The organism is Koromonas humicola, from assembly GCF_059726255.1.
Genome location: NZ_AP040873.1, coordinates 465,109 through 481,269, shown reverse-complemented (window position 1 = coordinate 481,269; position 16,161 = coordinate 465,109). Strand labels below are relative to the sequence as shown.

Sequence of the window (16,161 nt, the reverse complement as noted above, 5' to 3'; positions counted from 1 at the left end):
GCTGTACGCACTTTTCAGGTATCTGCGAGGACGATTGAAGCACGTACGAGAACTGTTTTGGCATTACTGGATGCCGCTGTTAGTAATGCTCACCCTCATCAAGGTAGAATCCACCGACGCTCTTTCAGGAGCGCACACCGGCCATTTGCTCCAACACTTATTGCTGCTGCTAGGAATTCACCTTGGCGCGCAGCAACTGGATGTAATGAACTTAATACTGCGCAAGTGCGGACACGCCATCGGGTATGGGACGCTTGGCTTCTGCTGGATGATGTTGCTGCGCGGCACCTACTGGCTGCAGCATGACTACGCCGGATACATCAAGACTGCGGGGATTCAGGTGCGCCGCCTCTGGTGGCGTGCCGAGTGGGCAATTCTCGCCGTGCTGTTTACGTTCGTGGTGGCTGCGTCAGATGAACTGCACCAAATGAGCATTCCGAGTCGGACCGGCAGGTGGCATGATGTGATTCTTGATACCAGCGCCGCCGTTATCGCCGTGAGCCTCGTGTGGGTCAAGGCGACCCTTACCTGCCAAACGGAAGCACACCCCGCAAGAGAGTCGTACGACGCTGAGTAGAACGCGCAATTGTTGCGCCACCCTCTCCAAAATGGGCTTATGCTAGAAGGAAAGCGACGCTGCTCAGTGATTGGCGACTGAGCGCCTCAGGCTTCACCTGACCCGCCCTCCAGATCTCCTCATCACTGAATCCGGCGACTGCCCGCTGATCTCAATCAGCGCACGCTGTGCAGCGCCACGCATTCCTCCCAAGGAGGGGTTATGGACACAAATCAAAAAAGCGCGAATATCACGAGCGACGTGCTTCACATCGAGAGTCACAGCAATCTTTCCGCCGACGAAATCGCAAAAGCGGTGAAGCGCCACAACCGCGAACACAAGGGAGATGCAGACAAGGCCGCACGGAACATAAAGTCAAAAAAACGCTAGAGCAGTTATGGCGCTCTCTCAAAAACAGCGATGCAACATGAGAGAGCGCCGATCCTATCCAAGCCGCTAGGGGGCGACTTGATTGGATATAAGAAAGCTTCTTCAGATTCCCTTATGCTCGGCACTCCTTCTACTGAGCTGTTACGCACAGCCCAATCCTCCAGACCTTCCTAAAGCACTCGCTAATCTGCAGTCCGGAAACTTCTCACCGTACGATCTTGAACAGATCGCCGAAGGGAGGGCCGTCGAAGCGATCCCTCTGCTGAAGGAGCGGTTCTCATCCACGAAGGACTTGTTCAATAAACTCAAAACCGCGGAGGTGCTGGTGAGACTGGGCGAGAAAGACGGCCCACATTGGGACCTCTTGGTGGCCGAAGCGACAAACGCTGTCAAAAGCAATGTTCCCGATTTCTTTAATTACGACGCACAGGGCAAGGCGGGCCCAGGGCCCTCGCCGGATTTTAGGGCTTGGGCAAAAGCCAACAACCTGGATGTGAATGTTGCCGGTGAACAGGCGGTGTATTGGCTTCCTGGCAAAGTTGGTCTACTTGGTGCCACTGGTGATCCGCGCGCAATTCCACTGCTTCGTCGAGCTCTTAAGTCTTCCAACCACATGATGCAGACAATCGCTGCAATGGGGCTTGCAGAGACCCAGGATAAAGAATCGGTCCCCGACATCATCGAGGCGTGCCAGAAGGCACCTGCATCAGGCGCATCTGCCATTGCCGAAGCGCTGGTCTATTTCGAAGATCCTCGGGCGCAACATGCAGTGGACGTCTATGTTCCGAAAGACGCAGCAACCCATCTGAGAGAGCGTAAAGCTGCAGGGGACACACCATTCGAGCATCGACAATAAGCGGACTATTCTAAGGTCTTCCTACGTTAATCCATGCCCGGGTCTGGTGATCGCTTGTTCGCCCTGCTGCAAAAGTAATGACGCCAACAGGTGAGTTGTATAGCACTCCGAGAGATCCACTCTGCACTGTTTGCCACGATTGCCCCGGCTGAGTTAGTGCGGCAAGACCATACCAAGCGCCGAAGCGCGGCCGTTCTCCCCAGAACTTCAGATTCCCGACCGGCTTGTGATAAGCAAGCGTTCCTAACCCATAAGACTCAGCGTGGAACTGCTGATAACGAAACGCGTGAAGATCCTGAGGCCCGCCCAACGCAAACAAGTCGAAGTAGTTGAGCTTCGTCCCGAAGCTTGAAGCTCCGCTGAGCGTCGCAGTCATCGTGCCGGAGAATAGAGGCAAGTGTTCCGCGACTGAAAACTGCCCGATCGACACAGTCCGGCCTTCTGCCTCCCTATACCGGGACGCCACCATGCCAGAGAGATCTATACCCCGCGTAGGCAGCGAGGGATCGTCCACGCTGTTCCAATCGACGAGGAGGCGTGGTGTAAGGAATGCGCCATTCAGAGCAGGTAACGCGCTTGGAAACTGCACAGCAGAAAACTGGTCGTATCCTGCCTCAAGTCCCGCACGCACTCTGAAACGGCGATTTATCTCGCGTCCTATGTCGAATGCTGCGGAGTAGTGATCCTGCCAATGGGTGAAATGCTGGCTACCAGTGTTTGTGTAGGTAGCACTGTTGATCCGCTGCAATGAAATCGATGGCGCCCACGACCATGAAGAAGCGGCAATAGGATGCTCGTATTCCGCAGCGATCATCGGACTATATCCAAGTACAAACTGCAGTCGATAACGGGCACGATACTCATCCCTGGGCAGCACCGTAGCAAATCCCCGAAGCGCGCCCCGTGTAGGCTCGCCGTTGGCAATGGCCAGATCAAGCGCAGGCCGTATAAAGATTTGGCTTCCGACGCGAGGCTCAACCTCGGCGCGTAGTGCGGGAGTGGATGACGATGAGTTAGAAGGCTGCTGCGGCGCAAGCCGGTAAAACGCTCCTGGCAGCGCGGCCGTGGCCACAAAGCTCGAGAGACCGTTTTCCACTGACGCGAAAGTTAGCGGCCCATCGAGTTGATTCAGTTTCGCTTGTGCGTAGCGCTCTAGCTCTTTATTGGTGGAGTGCGCCGTGAGTTGCGAAACTCTCTGCGGAGCGGCTTTCATCCGGCTCCGACGAGCAGCAAGATAAGTGGCCCAATCCGCATCGCTCAATCGAAGCGTGTCGAGAAACCGTGCTTTTTGAGCAGCGGCTTGGTACCCACGCTCAATGAGTTCGCGCGCATGACCCGCATCGATGCCGCCGATTCCGACGAGCGATGGCGCCAACACAAGGTCGGCATTGCGCAGGTTCTCACGCTCTGTCACCGACACAGCAACTGAAACCGCCTGTGCCAACACCGCGGGTAAGGTCTGAAGCTGGCGAGTTTGCGGAAGCGGAGTAGTGAAGTGCACTGCGATCACGACGTCGGCCATGTCGCGTGCCACATCCGTCGGAAGATTATCAACCAGCCCGCCATCAACTAGCACATGCCCATCCCACTCCACTGGACTGAAGATGCCGGGAACGGCCATAGTCGCCCGCATTGCGCGTGCAAGATTCCCGCGCCGAAGCACGAACAACTCGCCAGTTTCCAGTCGTGTAGCAACGCATCGAAACGGCGTCGGCAACTGATCGAAATCTTCTTCATTGGAATACGCGAGCACTTGTCGCGACAGGAACAAATTAAGAGGCTCTGCGGTGCTGATACCCGCTGGCAGCGTAAGACTACGCCCGAGACGGAGCGTGTACTGACCGGGATGCTGCGCACGATCTTGCTTCGCTTGCATTGGCAGGTCCTGATAGCGCGGCTGAACGCGGAGTAGTTCATCCCATCCTGCTTCCGCGAAAGAGCTCTCAATCTCCTTGGGGCTGTGGCCGGTCGCGTACAGACCTCCCACGATGCCGCCCATACTTGTGCCTGCAATGGCATCGACCGGGATATGGTGCTCCTCAAGGTACTGCAAAACTCCTATGTGCGCCAGTCCGAGACTGCCTCCTCCGGAAAGTGCGAGTGCTACACGCGGTCGACGTGTCGGCACTGGCTGCGCCATGGACAACGTAGTAGCCAAAAGCGTTGCAATGAAAAATAAAACCCGAAAGATCTTCATGAGAGCCGCTCGCCGATAGCATACCGCGAAGCGCAAGCCCCAATTCGATATATATGCCCGATGCAAAGGCCGCAACAGCGTCGCATCAAAGATATGAATGCGGAGCAAAAATCATTCTTATGCAATAATTTCGCGGTCCTCCAGCACTGCCTGAGTGAATCTTTTCGCCGCCGCAGGAGTCGTATGAGTAGAGCCGAGCAAGCTCGAACTGATCAACATTGCAGAGGAGAATCTGGTAGATGAAGTTTCCATATATTGCTTCCGTGGTTTTGTTGAGCGCAGGAATGGCAGTTGCCCAATGCAGTGCGCCAAACGCGGCCAGTTCTACAGCGTCAAGCGCGAGCGTAAACGATCGCACACCTTCGGCGATCAATCCTCAGACGAATTCTCCGGATTCGGTTGCGAGGTTCAATCCAGTTACGGGGCAGAACGCGGACTCGAACAAGAACCCTAACTCGGTTCCGAGAGTAACCCTTGCACCTGACGATGCAACGTCGTTCGGCGGAAATACAAGCATGACCATCACCGAAGATCCACAGAATTCGAGTATCGCGATAGTTAACCCCGATTCAACGCCATCAACACCTGACACAACCATCGTCGTTCCCAGCGACGAAACTGAATCGGGTTCACAAGAGTAAAGCCCCGAAAGTTCGAGCATGTCTAGGACGCGGAACCCAGTTCCGCTGCCGAGGCGTTGTCTCCGGCTAAAGGCGGAGCATTGCCAACAACAGAAGAGGGCACCCTTTTGCGGGTGCCCTTCTAACCCATCCATGCCTACAGCGACATTTGCGCTAGCACAAGGTTGTCCTCAAGTTCTGGAGTGCTCAGTTTGAAGCCAAGCTTCTTGCACAAGCGTTGCATCTCCTTATTTTCGCCGAGCATGTTCGAGTGGACGGTTCGCAAGCGCTGATCGCGAGCCACTTGAATCAGTCTGCGATAGAGTTCCTGTCCCAGGCCCTTGCGCTGAAATTCGTCTTGCACCAACGCCGCAAGCTCCGCTTCAGGACGCCCGTGGATCTTGCTCATACGACCAACGGCGATTACCTCGTGAGTGCCATCTGCTTTGTTGCGCTCAACTACCAAGGCCATTTCGCGATCGTAGTCGATAAAGCAAATGCGTGTCATGCGCTCGTGCGCAGTGCGCTGTGTGAGCTTCAATGGCTGGAAATAGCGCAGGTACACGCTGCGTTCGCTCAGCTTCTTGTGGAACTCCACCATCATCGGTTCGTCTTCGGGACGGATCGGACGGATCGTCACTTCCTCTCCATCTGTCGTCGTCCACTTCGAAACATACTGCGCCGGGTAGGGCTGGATCGCTGATTTTGGCAGCTTGTCATTGCTCACGTCTTTATCAAACACGACCACGCGAGCATCCAACGCCAGCAACCGCTCCGGCGAAGCCAGTACCGGATTGATGTCGATTTCCTTGATCGCAGGATTCTCGACAACGAGATCGCTGAACCGCACCATGAGTTCTTCAAGAGCGGTCATGTCCACCGACTTGCGCCCGCGAACACCTTTTAGAGCTTTGTAGATGCGAGTCTGCTCCATCATGCGGCGAGCGAGTGTGGTGTTCAGCGGTGGCAACGCAAGCGAGCGGTCCTGGAATACCTCGACGAGTTGGCCGCCGGTTCCGAACAGCAACACAGGGCCAAACTGCGGGTCGATCGACGATCCAAGGATCAATTCATAGCCTTCCTGCTTGGCAAAAGGCTGAACCGTTACGCCCTGGAAGTGCCCTTCCCCAGCCTTCTCTGCAACGCTAGTGCGAATCTTTGTGAACGCCTTGCGCACACTGGCCGCATCAGGAAGATTCAGGATCACTCCGCCCACATCAGTCTTGTGCGTGATGGTGAACGAATGCAGCTTCAGCACCACCGGATAGCCAATCTTGTTCGCTGCTTGCTCTGCTTGATCCTCGGTTTCCGCGATTTCGGTCGGCACCGTCGGAATTCCATAAGTTTCAAGCAGCTTCTTCGATTCAAACTCGGTCAATATCGTGCGACCGCTTTCGCGCACGGTGGACAGAATCTCCGAGGCCCGCGCACGATCAGGCTGTGCGGTGGAGTTAAGGGATGGCGTTTCATAAATGCCGCGCAGGTTATACGCGTACCGCCACATATAGTTGAATGCCTGCACTGCGGTATCCGGATAATAGAAACTCGGGATGCCCGCTCGGTTCAGGATGTCTTCCCCGTGAGCTACGCTTTCACCGCCCATCCAGCTTGCGAGTACAGGCTTACCAAGCCCGCGCGCATAGGGCTGCAACTGCTCCGCGATGAGAGTCGGGTTCGTCATGCCTTGCGGAGTCATGATGACCAACATGCCATCGATACTGGGATCTTTGGCTGCGATTTCCAGCGACTTGGCATAACGCTCGGGCTCCGCGTCGCCGAGAATGTCCACCGGATTCGCGTGGCTCCAGGCAGCAGGCAAAAACGAGTTGAAGGCAGCCATGCTCTCCGGCGACAGTTCAGCAAGTTCACCACCACCTTGAATCAGCGCATCGGTGGAGAGCACACCAGGCCCGCCAGCGTTGGTGACGATGCAAAGCCTGTTGCCCTTCGGACGTGGCTGCTTCGCCAAAACTTCGGTCATGTAGAAGATTTCCGAAATGGAGTTGACGCGCAACACGCCAGCGCGCCGGAACGCCGCTTCGAGTACATCATCGGAGCCGGTAAGCGATCCTGTGTGCGACGCTGCAGCTTTGGCGGCGGCAGCCGTGCGCCCGGCTTTGATTACTATGATGGGCTTAGTTAGCGACACTTCGCGTGCGGCGGAAAGGAAGGAGCGCGCGTCACCTATCGACTCCATGTAGATGATGATCGAATGCGTGCGTGCATCGTTGCCAAAGTAGTCGATCAGGTCGCCCCAGTTCACATCGAGCATCGAACCGATTGAGACGAAGCCGCTGAAGCCTACGTTTTCACGAATGGACCAGTCCAGGACGGCAGTGCAAAGGGCACCACTCTGGCTGATAAAACCTACACTTCCGGGCCGCGCCATCGAGTTGGCGAAGGTTGCATTCAGACCCAGGATGGGGTTCATCACCCCGAGGCAGTTGGGACCGATGATGCGCATGCGGCCCTCGATTGCCTCCATGATCTGGTTCTCGAGTTCTGCACCATGTGCCCCGGTCTCCTTGAACCCTGCCGAGATAACAATTCCTCCGGGAACTCCCATGTCCACGCACTCTTTCAGCAGCGACGGAACGCCGTCGGCTGGAGTGCACACAATTACCAAGTCCGGCACTTCCGGGAGCGCCTGCATGGAAGAGTAGGCGCGGATGCCTAGAATGTTGCTGCGCTTGGGATTTACCGGATAAATGGTTCCACCGAAAGGACTGCTGATCAGGTTCCAGAGCACGTTGCGACCCACCGAACCTGCACGTTCGCTGGCTCCCACGAGGGCCACGCTGGTCGGCTTAAAGATTGGGTCAAGAGGATGGCGATCGGCTCTGAGAACATCATGGGCAGGGCTGACATTGGACACAGGGAGTTTACCTACGGGAGTCATGGGCAATACCTTTCCAACCTGATTATTCAATTGTCGAGCTTTGAGTGGTTGTGCCTGTTGCCTCAATCCTATAACGGAAGGTTGGGTTCTGCTACAGATTCTGTTTCGCCTTCCGAAGTCCGTTTTACCCCTGTACGGCTCGTCGGCTCAGACGGCGTCCGAGTCTTTCGATTCTGCAAAACACCGCCGTATGAGACAGCATCCGAAAAGATAACTCAATTCAAGTGAGGCTAGCTGATTATGTCTGAACTCAGAGCTCCGCAACACCCAATTGCGGAATTTGCAGGCAACGGTCGCGGCAACAATGGCAGCCAGCGAAACTGGATGAATATTGGCACAACGGTAGGCACTATTCTTGCTGGTGGCGCGATCGCAGTCTACGGCGTTACACGCAAGAGTGCCGGAGGCATGGGGTTAGCAGCAGCAGGAGGTCTTCTGGCCTTCCGCGGTATCCGAAACGCTGCCACTCCCAACAGCATTCACATTGAGCGAAGTTTCACCATCAATCGCCCTGTCGACGAGGTCTATAGCTTCTTCCGCAACTTCGAGAATCTTCCTAAATTCATGAAGCACCTTCGCGAAGTTCGCATTACCGGTGATCGCACCTCGCGTTGGGTCGCCGAAGCTCCACTGGGCTTTGACTGCGAGTGGAACGCCGAAATCGTTGACGAAGAACCAAACCGCTTCCTTACCTGGCGATCACTGCCCGGCACGCTGATTCCCAATCGCGGCTCGGTGTCCTTCCGTCCTGCAAGCGAATACCACGGCGGTACGGAGATGACCTGCGTATTGGAATACTTCCCGCCCGCCGGACGCGGTGGTCAGCTATTCGCCAAGGTGTTCGGCCGTGAACCGGGCATGCAGATTCGTGAAGACCTCAGGCGCTTCAAGCAGCTGATCGAAGCAGGTGAAATCGCCACGATCGACGGGCAACCGCACGGACGTCGCACGGCATTTGTGCGAATGCTCGAAGCCGCCAGCCAGCAGCCAAAAAATCGAGCCAAACTGTCGCACTCGAATCGCGAAGAATCGGGCCTGCTTGTTAGCTAGACGCCCGTGCTCCGGAATGTGAACTCAACCTGCGTGGCTATTCCATTGCGAAAGGAAAAGTTCTGATGAAAGCAATTTGCTGGTTTGGAAAACGGGACATGCGAGTCGAGGACGTCCCAGACCCGAGAATTCTCAACCCGCACGATTGCGTCGTGCGCATTACGCGCACCGCCATCTGTGGTTCCGACCTGCATCTCTACAACGGCTACATCCCAACGATGGAGCAGGGAGACATCGTTGGCCACGAGTTCATGGGCGAGGTCGTCGAAATCGGCCGCGAGGTAAAGAAGCTCAAAGTTGGCGACAAGGTCGTAGTTCCCTTCACGATCGCCTGCGGACAGTGCTTCTTCTGCAAGCAGGGACTGTGGTCGGCTTGCGACAACACCAATCCCAACGCCTGGATGCTTGAGGCTCAATTTGGTCACAACGCTTCGGCGCTCTTCGGCTACTCGCACCTGTACGGCGGGTACGCTGGGGGACAGGCCCAGTACGCGCGTGTGCCGTTCGCAGATGTGGGCCCGATCAAAATTCCAGATGGCATGGATGATGAGAAGGTGCTGTTCCTTTCGGACATCTTCCCCACTGGATACCAAGCGGCCGAGCAGTGCAACATTCAACCCGGCCAGATCGTGGCGATTTGGGGATGCGGCCCGGTAGGACTCTTCGCGATCCGCTCTGCGCAGTTGCTCGGGGCTGGAAGGGTGATTGCGATTGACCGCTTCCCTGACCGCCTGCATCTTGCCGAACGGTCCGGCGCCGAGACGATTGACTATTCGCAGACCGAAGACCTGATCGAGCAATTGAAATTCCTGACCGGAGGACGCGGGCCTGATGCGTGTATCGATGCGGTGGGGCTAGAGGCGCACGGGCACTCGATCGATTACTTCGTTGACTCGGCCAAACAGAAGATGATGCTCCAGTTCGAGCGTGCAAACGTGCTGCGCCAGTGCATTCAGGCCTGCCGCCCGGGCGGAACTGTTTCCGTGCCCGGTGTTTACGCCAGCTTCATCGATAAGTTCCCGTTCGGAGCAGCGTTTGGCAAGGGCCTCACAATGCGCATGGGACAAACCAACATGATGCGCTACATGCAACCCCTACTCGAAAGGATAGAGAGAGGTGATATCGACCCCAGCTTCCTTATCACGCATCGTGTAACGCTGCATGATGTGCCACAGATGTACAACACGTTCGTCAACAAAGAAGACCATTGCGTCAAGGTCGTCATCGATCCATGGGCGCAGCAACGCGCTGCCTAAACAACAGTGCCCCTGTTACAAGTAGTGACAGGGGCATCGGATCCATGTTTAGAGTTGTTCACTCCACAACTCCCAGTTACTGCTTATCTAGCTGGAGTTCAAAAATCGAGTTCACCGGGCACGAGTCTCCCGCCACAATTGCCTGAGCATGTAGCCGTGTGGGATTCGATGGATCGACGGCGCTCGCGGCTACGATCATGGAATGCGAATAGTCCGCGGACTCCTGCGTTACCGCCATCAAGGCGGTATTGCCCCACACACTGGAATACATTCCATAGTCATTTGTTGTCACAAGCGAGCCGCCGGAAAAACACGACAGTCCGGAGATGGCTATGGTGCCGCTCAGCGGGAAGCGCCCGTGAACATCCGCCGCCCCCTCGACTAAACTGGCGGTACCTGTCATGGTCGTTCCATTCTCGCTTTTGATGGTCGTGATCTTCCATTGACCACTGTACGAGCCCACATATGTTCCAGTGATTGAGCCCTGGTCGCCGTTGGCGCAACCTCCCGAAACCGAATAGGTTCCGGAGAGACTGTTCCCAGTTCCATTCAGTTTCACAGTGATGACCTGCCCAGCAATCGCAGATGACTTCAGCGTAAGATTTGCTCCACTGAAGCTACCCGTAACGCCAATGTCATCGCTGAACACATTGAAGCAGTCCGATGCCAGTAGGTGCATCATGCCGGACAAAGTGCTGCCCGACTGCACCAGGTTTCCTCCGATTATCAGAGTCCCACCACTGACAGTCGATGTAGCGGTGAATCCCCAGTTGCCGCTCGTGATGTTTGCACCAGGGTCACTCGACCCGCCCCCTCCCCCACACGAGGACAACACAACACTGCAAACAAAGAGGACTGCGACCAACGTTCGGAGTTTCATGTCGTTCCTCCAATGCGGAGCATTACTGCTTGTCCAACTCGAGTTCAAGATAGGGGACCAGAGTGCATGAACCGCCAGAAATTGCTCCGTTGCCTTGTATCTGTTTGGGGGCAAGAGGATCAATCACCTGACCGGCGTACATCATCGATGGCGTGTTCAATGGGTCGCTGCTGCCTTGGGGAGTCGCAATGAGCAGGATGGTCTTACCCCACATGCTCGAAATTACCCCGGTCGTGCTGGTTGTTACCAGTTCCCCGCCGGTGAAGCATGGCACTCCCTTGATTTGAACGGTCCCGGTCAGCGGGAAGCGGCCATGGCTGTCGCCGCTACCCTCGGTGAGGGCTGCGGTGCCTGAAACGATTACGCCGGTGTCGCTGGACAGCGTCTTGATCGCCCACGTGCCAGTAACGGACTCCACGTAGGTGGCGGAAATGTTTCCCTTGTTCCCATCCGAGCAGCCTCCGGAGATCGAGTATGTGCCGGAAAGCGATTTACCCGCGCCTTTCAGTCTGAGGGTCATCACTTGCCCCTCGACATTGTCCGAAGTGAGAACCAAGGTGGAATCGGAGAAACTGCCGGTGAAATACACGTCGGCAAACCAGTTGTAACAATCGGTGTTCATGATATGCAGAATGCCGGTAACGGAATGTCCAGCTTCGATCAGGTTTCCACCAATCGTCATTGCCGAAGGTGTGGTGGTACTGCTAGCCATGAAGTACCAGTTGCCGTTAACGATATCCTTTGCCGAGTCACTGGAACCGGAGAAAGATGCACCACAGGAATTCAAGAACACACTGCTCACAAAAAGTACTGCGAACAACATGAATCTTGGTTTCACATCGTTCCTCCCGTGGCGTTGCACGCGGTTGAACAGGGTGGCACCAGCCGCCTTTTATCTGAAGTGATCCAGAGCACGTTCAGATGTGACTTGATTTCCTCTATCCGACATGGAATGGCGTATTCAGGCGATTGAACAACCCGGGTTTTGCTTGCAGAATGTTGGCATGCGTAAAACTGTCGCGTTGATTCCCCTTCTGATTCTTGTGCTAAATCTGTTCGCTATGGCCAGGACTTCCAGCCCCGTTCCCGTAAAAGTCCAGCGAGTCGCTGATGGATGGGTTCTGCTGCGCGACGGCAAGCCGTACTACATTTATGGCGCTGGTGGCAGCGGACACCTTGAACTCGCTGCGCAGCTCGGCGCAAACTCCATTCGTACGTGGGGCGTTGAAAGCCTGAAGCACGGCGACCTGCTGGCAAAAACGCAAAAGCTCAACCTGACAATCGCCGCCGGAATCGGACTCGGACACGAGCGCCATGGTTTCAGCTATACCGATACTGCTCAGGTCAAAAAGCAGTACGACGAAGCGATCGCCGCTGTCGAGAAGTACAAGAACGAGCCTTCCATCCTCGTTTGGGGGATCGGCAACGAGATGGAGGCCGACGGCTCCAATGTCGCTATTTGGAAGGCTATCAACGACATCGCACGCGAAATCCATCGTCGTGATCCCAACCACCCGACCATGACCGTGATCGCGGGAATTGGCCGCGATGGCTCCAAGCTTAAGCAGTTCATGACCTACTGCCCGGACGTGGATATTCTCGGCATCAACACCTACGGCGGGATCGCCACTCTGGTGGATGAAGTAAAGGCGCACAAGCTCGATCGTCCCTACGTCGTCACCGAATTCGGCCCCGTCGGCTGGTGGGAGCGCCCAAAGACCTCCTGGGGGGCTCCTCTGGAAAACACGAGCACGGAAAAAGCCGTGACCTACGAGAAAGGTTATGAACACTCCATTAAGGGAGCCGGGAATCTCGCATTCGGCAGTTATGCGTTCATCTGGGGGAACAAGCAGGAGCGCACGCATACATGGTTTGGCCTGCTGATTCCAACCGCAAAGGGCGGAGTCGAAAAGACTGCTGCAGTCGATGCACTCAGCTATGAATGGACCGGCAATTGGCCTGCAAACCGCGCTCCGGAAATCGAGCCCATCCAATCAGCCGCCGACCAGAAGGAAGTTGCTGCGTTTTCCGAGTGGACCGCGACCGTCGCAGCGAAGGACCCCGATGGCGCTTCGCTAATCTACGAATGGGAAGTCCGAGAGGAGACACACGATGCCCGTGAGGGCGGAGACCGGGAGGCCGTCCCGCCGACGCATTCTGAAGCGATCGTCAATACCACCGGCTCGAGTGTCACGTTCCGCGCGCCTCAACAGCCCGGCGCCTATCGCCTGTTCCTCACGGTTCACGATGGCCATGGCAGCGCCGCGACAGCCAACATCCCGTTCTACGTCAAAGCGAACTAGCCGAAATAGCAACGGGGCACTCCGATCCGGGTGCCCCGCCTTTTTCCCCAATCTCTTCTCGGATTCCTAGCGCAATTCCAAAACCTTCTTCGGCAACGAGGATTGCTGCACGTACCGCCGTTTGTTGCGGTAAATGCCGTGGCTCACATGCGCGTTGACCCGTGATACAACCGCGATTGCGGCCAGCAATCCGCCGATAGTTCCCGTCCACCAGGGAAGGCGAGTCAGGTCAACCGTCATTTGTAAGGCAAAGAACGTTCCCATGAACAGGAAGCACGAACCCAACAACCGGATCTGTGCCACGGCACGCTCGTCCAGTTGCGACTCGGCCCATGCTGCATCACCACTCTTTGGCGGCAGTATGCGCTCGGGATGGAACTGTAGCCACACACCTGTTGCGGCCACGACTACTCCAAATCCTACAAAAACCCAATCCAGAGGCACCATTATTCTGACTCACACACGTCTCCCATGTAGGTCTAACCTGTTTGCATGGGAGTAAGTTGATCCTGTCCAGTATCGTCCCAAACCCGGACAGGGGCAAACCCCGTGAGTCGCTGTCCCGTGGAATTGGCCACGATGCAACTTACTGGTCGTTCGCAAATGCTACAATCGTGATGCGGCTACCCACCGAAAAATCTCAACGGACGTGATGACCTTGGCTGACGATATAGAACAGAAAAGTCTGACCTACGCGGATGCAGGCGTCGACATTGAGCAGGCAAATCGCACAAAGCAGCGCATTAAGTACCTCGCGCACCGCACCTTTAACAAGTGTGTCCTCAGCGAGATCGGCGGCTTTGGCGGACTTTTCCAGGTCGACAAGAAGAAGTTTGTCGATCCCGTCATGGTGTCGAGCGTCGATGGCGTCGGCACAAAGCTGAAACTCGCGTTCGAAATGAATGTCCATCACACGGTGGGCGGTGATCTAGTGAATCACTGCGTTAACGACATCGCCGTGCAGGGCGCGACGCCTCTCTTCTTCATGGACTACCTCGCCGTGGGCAAGCTTGAGTTGGAGATAGCCGAAAAGGTAGTCAGCGGCTTGGCCGAGGCCTGCAAGCACAATGGCTGCGCACTGATCGGTGGCGAAACGGCCGAAATGCCGGGCTTCTACCCCGAGGGCGAGTACGACCTCGCCGGATTCATCGTAGGCGCCGTCGACCGCGAGAAGATCATTACCGGAAAAGATGTGCAGATTGGCGACGTGCTCGTTGGCCTGCCCTCCACCGGACTGCACACCAATGGCTACTCCCTCGCCCGCAAGCTGATGTTCAACGTGGCCGGCTACACCCCTGAGACTTACGTAAATGAGATGAAGGGGAAGGTCGGTGCCGAACTGATGAAGCAGCACAAGAGCTACTGGCCCATCGTCCGGCGCGTTGTGGATGCCGAGGCGGTTAGCGCCATGGCACACATCACCGGAGGCGGCATCACCGAGAATCTGCCACGCGTGCTACCCAAAGGCGTGGGCGCCTTGATCGAAATGGGAAGCTGGCCCGTTCTGCCCATCTTCGAGCACCTGCAGAAGATCGGAAACATCGAGCAGGCAGAAATGATGCGCACCTTCAACATGGGCATCGGCATGATCCTTGTTGTCCCGGCCAAGAAGTTCAAGAAAGTGCAGTCGATCCTCGACCGCGCCGGAGAAAAGGGCTACGTCATCGGACGTATTGTGAAGGGCGAACGCAAAGTTCAGTACACATAATTTTTGATACCAAGACAAAGCCCCGCTCATCATCGGCGGGGCTTTTCTTTTTTTGCGGGTTCACTATCCCCATCGGGAACCGATTACATTCATAACCGACTTCCTCTGAGTTCCTCGCGAACCCTACCCAACTTCGCGAAACCTTGCACTATTCACTTCGCGGGCCAGATTCCCAGCAACCTGCGCAGCGCCAACAATTCGCCGACGTGATACGCGCTGTGATCTATCACAAGCAAGGCTTCGCGTAGCAGGTTCTGCCCATCCCCCCATGGAAACGGCGTCGCGAGGTCCTGATCCTTGTCCTCAATCAACTTGATCATTGAATCGCGGTCGGCTATTACGGATTTCACCGATTTGTCCCAGGCTGCAGCATTGGGAGGCTCCGTGGAGTTCGGCCAATAATCATCCGGCCACTTCATCTCCTTGTAGCTGCCGTCGTGGTTGCGACTGAAACGCAGGATATCGTCCTGCGCGATTCGAATGTGCTCCAGCAGTTGCCAAGCCGAGTAAGGCAGGCCGCCTTTGCCGTTATCGACCTGCGCACCACGCAGCTTTTCAGGGAAATTTCCTACCACGTCTTCAAATGTTGCATGGGCGTGCCCGCCCTTGAGCGCCGCGACGAGTTCCTGGCGCAGCGCGCTTTCCGTATCTTTCGCCATTTCAGCCCAACCTCCAGAAGTGCTAGATTGCGCTGCGACTGCTTGCGATGCAAACCCACCGAAGGAATTGAACGGCTCTCGGCGTCCGTGCTTGAGCATGTACCATGCCGAGCGATATCCTGAAGGTCCATGAATTCCAACTCAAAGCCTCGACTCGGAGTGCTGATCTCTGGCCGTGGCTCCAACTTCCTGGCCATTGCCGATAACATTGCCACCGGCAAGCTGCGTGCGGAAATTGCGATCGTCATCAGCAATCGCGAGGATGCCGCCGGAATCGAAACCGCTCGCAAGCGGGGCTTGCAAACGCTCGTGCTACCCAGTCGCGGACGCAAACGCGAGGAACACGACCGCGCCGTTGTGCAGGCATTGCGCGATGCTGGAGTCGAACTTGTTATCCTCGCCGGATACTTGCGCCTCCTCTCGCCATGGTTTGTGCAGCAGTATCCCGGCAAGATTTTGAATATTCATCCCTCCCTGCTACCCGCATTCCCCGGCCTCGAGGCACAAAAGCAGGCTCTCGACTACGGAGTTCAGTTCAGTGGGTGTACCGTGCATCTTGTTGATGAGCATCTGGATCACGGAGCCATCGTGCTGCAGAAGGTAGTGCCCGTTCTCGCGTCCGACGATGAACACTCGCTTTCTGAACGCATCCTTGTGCAGGAGCATCTGGCTTACAGTGAAGCGATTGCGCTGATTGCCAGCGGTGCGTATCGTACGGAAGGCCGTCGCGTGCTGCCTCTGGGGGCAACGAGCCGGGCTAAAGATACCTCTAACGACTAAAACGCCG

General features: G+C 56.1%; 15 protein-coding genes. 9 read left to right on the top strand and 6 right to left on the bottom strand.

Annotation, left to right across the window (positions count from 1 at the left end; all coding sequences use genetic code 11):
- The first annotated feature begins 34 nt into the window (after nucleotides 1-34).
- The 3 genes from AC6IZD_RS02130 (at nucleotide 35) to AC6IZD_RS02120 (ending at nucleotide 1,802) form a co-directional block, all read left to right on the top strand.
- Nucleotides 35-577 carry a VanZ family protein gene (locus AC6IZD_RS02130; RefSeq protein ID WP_497786034.1) on the top strand — a complete coding sequence of 181 codons (543 nt, stop codon included), beginning with the start codon at nucleotides 35-37 and terminating at the stop codon, nucleotides 575-577.
- Nucleotides 578-778: 201 nt separating this feature from the next.
- Nucleotides 779-946, top strand: coding sequence for a hypothetical protein (locus tag AC6IZD_RS02125; RefSeq protein WP_497786033.1), 168 nt, complete (start codon nucleotides 779-781; stop codon nucleotides 944-946).
- Between the two features lie 82 nt (nucleotides 947-1,028).
- Nucleotides 1,029-1,802 carry a HEAT repeat domain-containing protein gene (locus AC6IZD_RS02120; protein WP_497786032.1) on the top strand — a complete coding sequence of 258 codons (774 nt, stop codon included), beginning with the start codon at nucleotides 1,029-1,031 and terminating at the stop codon, nucleotides 1,800-1,802.
- 10 nt (nucleotides 1,803-1,812) lie between these two features.
- On the opposite strand, the gene AC6IZD_RS02115 is transcribed toward AC6IZD_RS02120, so the two are convergent.
- The gene (locus AC6IZD_RS02115; RefSeq protein ID WP_497786031.1) at nucleotides 1,813-3,999 is read right to left on the bottom strand and encodes a patatin-like phospholipase family protein; all 2,187 of its coding nucleotides are present in this window, start codon (nucleotides 3,997-3,999) and stop codon (nucleotides 1,813-1,815) included.
- A 239-nt stretch (nucleotides 4,000-4,238) separates the two neighbouring features.
- On the opposite strand from AC6IZD_RS02115, the gene AC6IZD_RS02110 reads away from it, so the two are divergent.
- Nucleotides 4,239-4,640, top strand: a complete 402-nt coding sequence (locus AC6IZD_RS02110) for a hypothetical protein (RefSeq protein WP_497786030.1) — start codon at nucleotides 4,239-4,241, stop codon at nucleotides 4,638-4,640.
- Nucleotides 4,641-4,776: 136 nt separating this feature from the next.
- Here AC6IZD_RS02110 and AC6IZD_RS02105 read toward each other — a convergent pair whose 3' ends face one another.
- On the bottom strand, nucleotides 4,777-7,518 hold the full coding sequence (locus AC6IZD_RS02105) for a bifunctional acetate--CoA ligase family protein/GNAT family N-acetyltransferase (RefSeq protein ID WP_497786029.1): 2,742 nt from the start codon (nucleotides 7,516-7,518) through the stop codon (nucleotides 4,777-4,779).
- A gap of 240 nt (nucleotides 7,519-7,758) precedes the next feature.
- On the opposite strand from AC6IZD_RS02105, the gene AC6IZD_RS02100 reads away from it, so the two are divergent.
- Both AC6IZD_RS02100 and AC6IZD_RS02095 read left to right on the top strand, forming a co-directional pair.
- On the top strand, nucleotides 7,759-8,568 hold the full coding sequence (locus AC6IZD_RS02100) for an SRPBCC family protein (RefSeq protein WP_497786028.1): 810 nt from the start codon (nucleotides 7,759-7,761) through the stop codon (nucleotides 8,566-8,568).
- Nucleotides 8,569-8,633: 65 nt separating this feature from the next.
- On the top strand, nucleotides 8,634-9,824 hold the full coding sequence (locus AC6IZD_RS02095) for a zinc-dependent alcohol dehydrogenase (RefSeq protein ID WP_497786027.1): 1,191 nt from the start codon (nucleotides 8,634-8,636) through the stop codon (nucleotides 9,822-9,824).
- A 76-nt stretch (nucleotides 9,825-9,900) separates the two neighbouring features.
- Here the strand turns inward: AC6IZD_RS02095 and AC6IZD_RS02090 are convergent, their stop codons facing one another.
- Nucleotides 9,901-10,704 carry a hypothetical protein gene (locus AC6IZD_RS02090; RefSeq protein WP_497786026.1) on the bottom strand — a complete coding sequence of 268 codons (804 nt, stop codon included), beginning with the start codon at nucleotides 10,702-10,704 and terminating at the stop codon, nucleotides 9,901-9,903.
- Nucleotides 10,705-10,726: 22 nt separating this feature from the next.
- The gene (locus tag AC6IZD_RS02085; RefSeq protein WP_497786025.1) at nucleotides 10,727-11,542 is read right to left on the bottom strand and encodes a hypothetical protein; all 816 of its coding nucleotides are present in this window, start codon (nucleotides 11,540-11,542) and stop codon (nucleotides 10,727-10,729) included.
- Between the two features lie 166 nt (nucleotides 11,543-11,708).
- Here AC6IZD_RS02085 and AC6IZD_RS02080 point away from each other — a divergent pair, with 166 nt between their 5' ends.
- Nucleotides 11,709-13,007: a glycoside hydrolase family 2 TIM barrel-domain containing protein gene (locus tag AC6IZD_RS02080; protein WP_497786024.1), complete on the top strand. Its 1,299-nt coding sequence runs from the start codon at nucleotides 11,709-11,711 to the stop codon at nucleotides 13,005-13,007.
- 66 nt (nucleotides 13,008-13,073) lie between these two features.
- Here the strand turns inward: AC6IZD_RS02080 and AC6IZD_RS02075 are convergent, their stop codons facing one another.
- Nucleotides 13,074-13,412: a hypothetical protein gene (locus AC6IZD_RS02075; RefSeq protein ID WP_497786023.1), complete on the bottom strand. Its 339-nt coding sequence runs from the start codon at nucleotides 13,410-13,412 to the stop codon at nucleotides 13,074-13,076.
- A 247-nt stretch (nucleotides 13,413-13,659) separates the two neighbouring features.
- Between AC6IZD_RS02075 and purM the strand changes: the two genes are divergently transcribed.
- A complete protein-coding gene (gene purM, locus AC6IZD_RS02070) occupies nucleotides 13,660-14,715 on the top strand; it encodes a phosphoribosylformylglycinamidine cyclo-ligase (RefSeq protein WP_497787549.1) in 1,056 nt (351 codons plus the stop codon).
- A 152-nt stretch (nucleotides 14,716-14,867) separates the two neighbouring features.
- On the opposite strand, the gene AC6IZD_RS02065 is transcribed toward purM, so the two are convergent.
- Entirely contained in the window at nucleotides 14,868-15,374 is a 507-nt protein-coding gene (locus AC6IZD_RS02065) for a DinB family protein (protein ID WP_497786022.1), read from the bottom strand.
- Nucleotides 15,375-15,503: 129 nt separating this feature from the next.
- Here AC6IZD_RS02065 and purN point away from each other — a divergent pair, with 129 nt between their 5' ends.
- Nucleotides 15,504-16,154 (top strand): phosphoribosylglycinamide formyltransferase, encoded by a 651-nt coding sequence (gene purN, locus AC6IZD_RS02060; RefSeq protein WP_497786021.1) that lies wholly within the window; start codon nucleotides 15,504-15,506, stop codon nucleotides 16,152-16,154.
- Nucleotides 16,155-16,161: the final 7 nt, after the last annotated feature.

Excerpts from the sequence above, each read along its gene's own strand:
- AC6IZD_RS02080 (WP_497786024.1), top strand. The coding sequence starts at position 11,709 with ATGCGTAAAACTGTCGCGTTGATTCCCCTTCTGATTCTTGTGCTAAAT.
- purN (WP_497786021.1), top strand. The coding sequence starts at position 15,504 with ATGAATTCCAACTCAAAGCCTCGACTCGGAGTGCTGATCTCTGGCCGT.
- AC6IZD_RS02110 (WP_497786030.1), top strand. The coding sequence starts at position 4,239 with ATGAAGTTTCCATATATTGCTTCCGTGGTTTTGTTGAGCGCAGGAATG.
- AC6IZD_RS02100 (WP_497786028.1), top strand. The coding sequence starts at position 7,759 with ATGTCTGAACTCAGAGCTCCGCAACACCCAATTGCGGAATTTGCAGGC.
- AC6IZD_RS02090 (WP_497786026.1), bottom strand. The coding sequence starts at position 10,704 with ATGAAACTCCGAACGTTGGTCGCAGTCCTCTTTGTTTGCAGTGTTGTG.
- AC6IZD_RS02105 (WP_497786029.1), bottom strand. The coding sequence starts at position 7,518 with ATGACTCCCGTAGGTAAACTCCCTGTGTCCAATGTCAGCCCTGCCCAT.
- AC6IZD_RS02115 (WP_497786031.1), bottom strand. The coding sequence starts at position 3,999 with ATGAAGATCTTTCGGGTTTTATTTTTCATTGCAACGCTTTTGGCTACT.
- AC6IZD_RS02095 (WP_497786027.1), top strand. The coding sequence starts at position 8,634 with ATGAAAGCAATTTGCTGGTTTGGAAAACGGGACATGCGAGTCGAGGAC.
- purM (WP_497787549.1), top strand. The coding sequence starts at position 13,660 with ATGACCTTGGCTGACGATATAGAACAGAAAAGTCTGACCTACGCGGAT.
- AC6IZD_RS02065 (WP_497786022.1), bottom strand. The coding sequence starts at position 15,374 with ATGGCGAAAGATACGGAAAGCGCGCTGCGCCAGGAACTCGTCGCGGCG.
- AC6IZD_RS02125 (WP_497786033.1), top strand. The coding sequence starts at position 779 with ATGGACACAAATCAAAAAAGCGCGAATATCACGAGCGACGTGCTTCAC.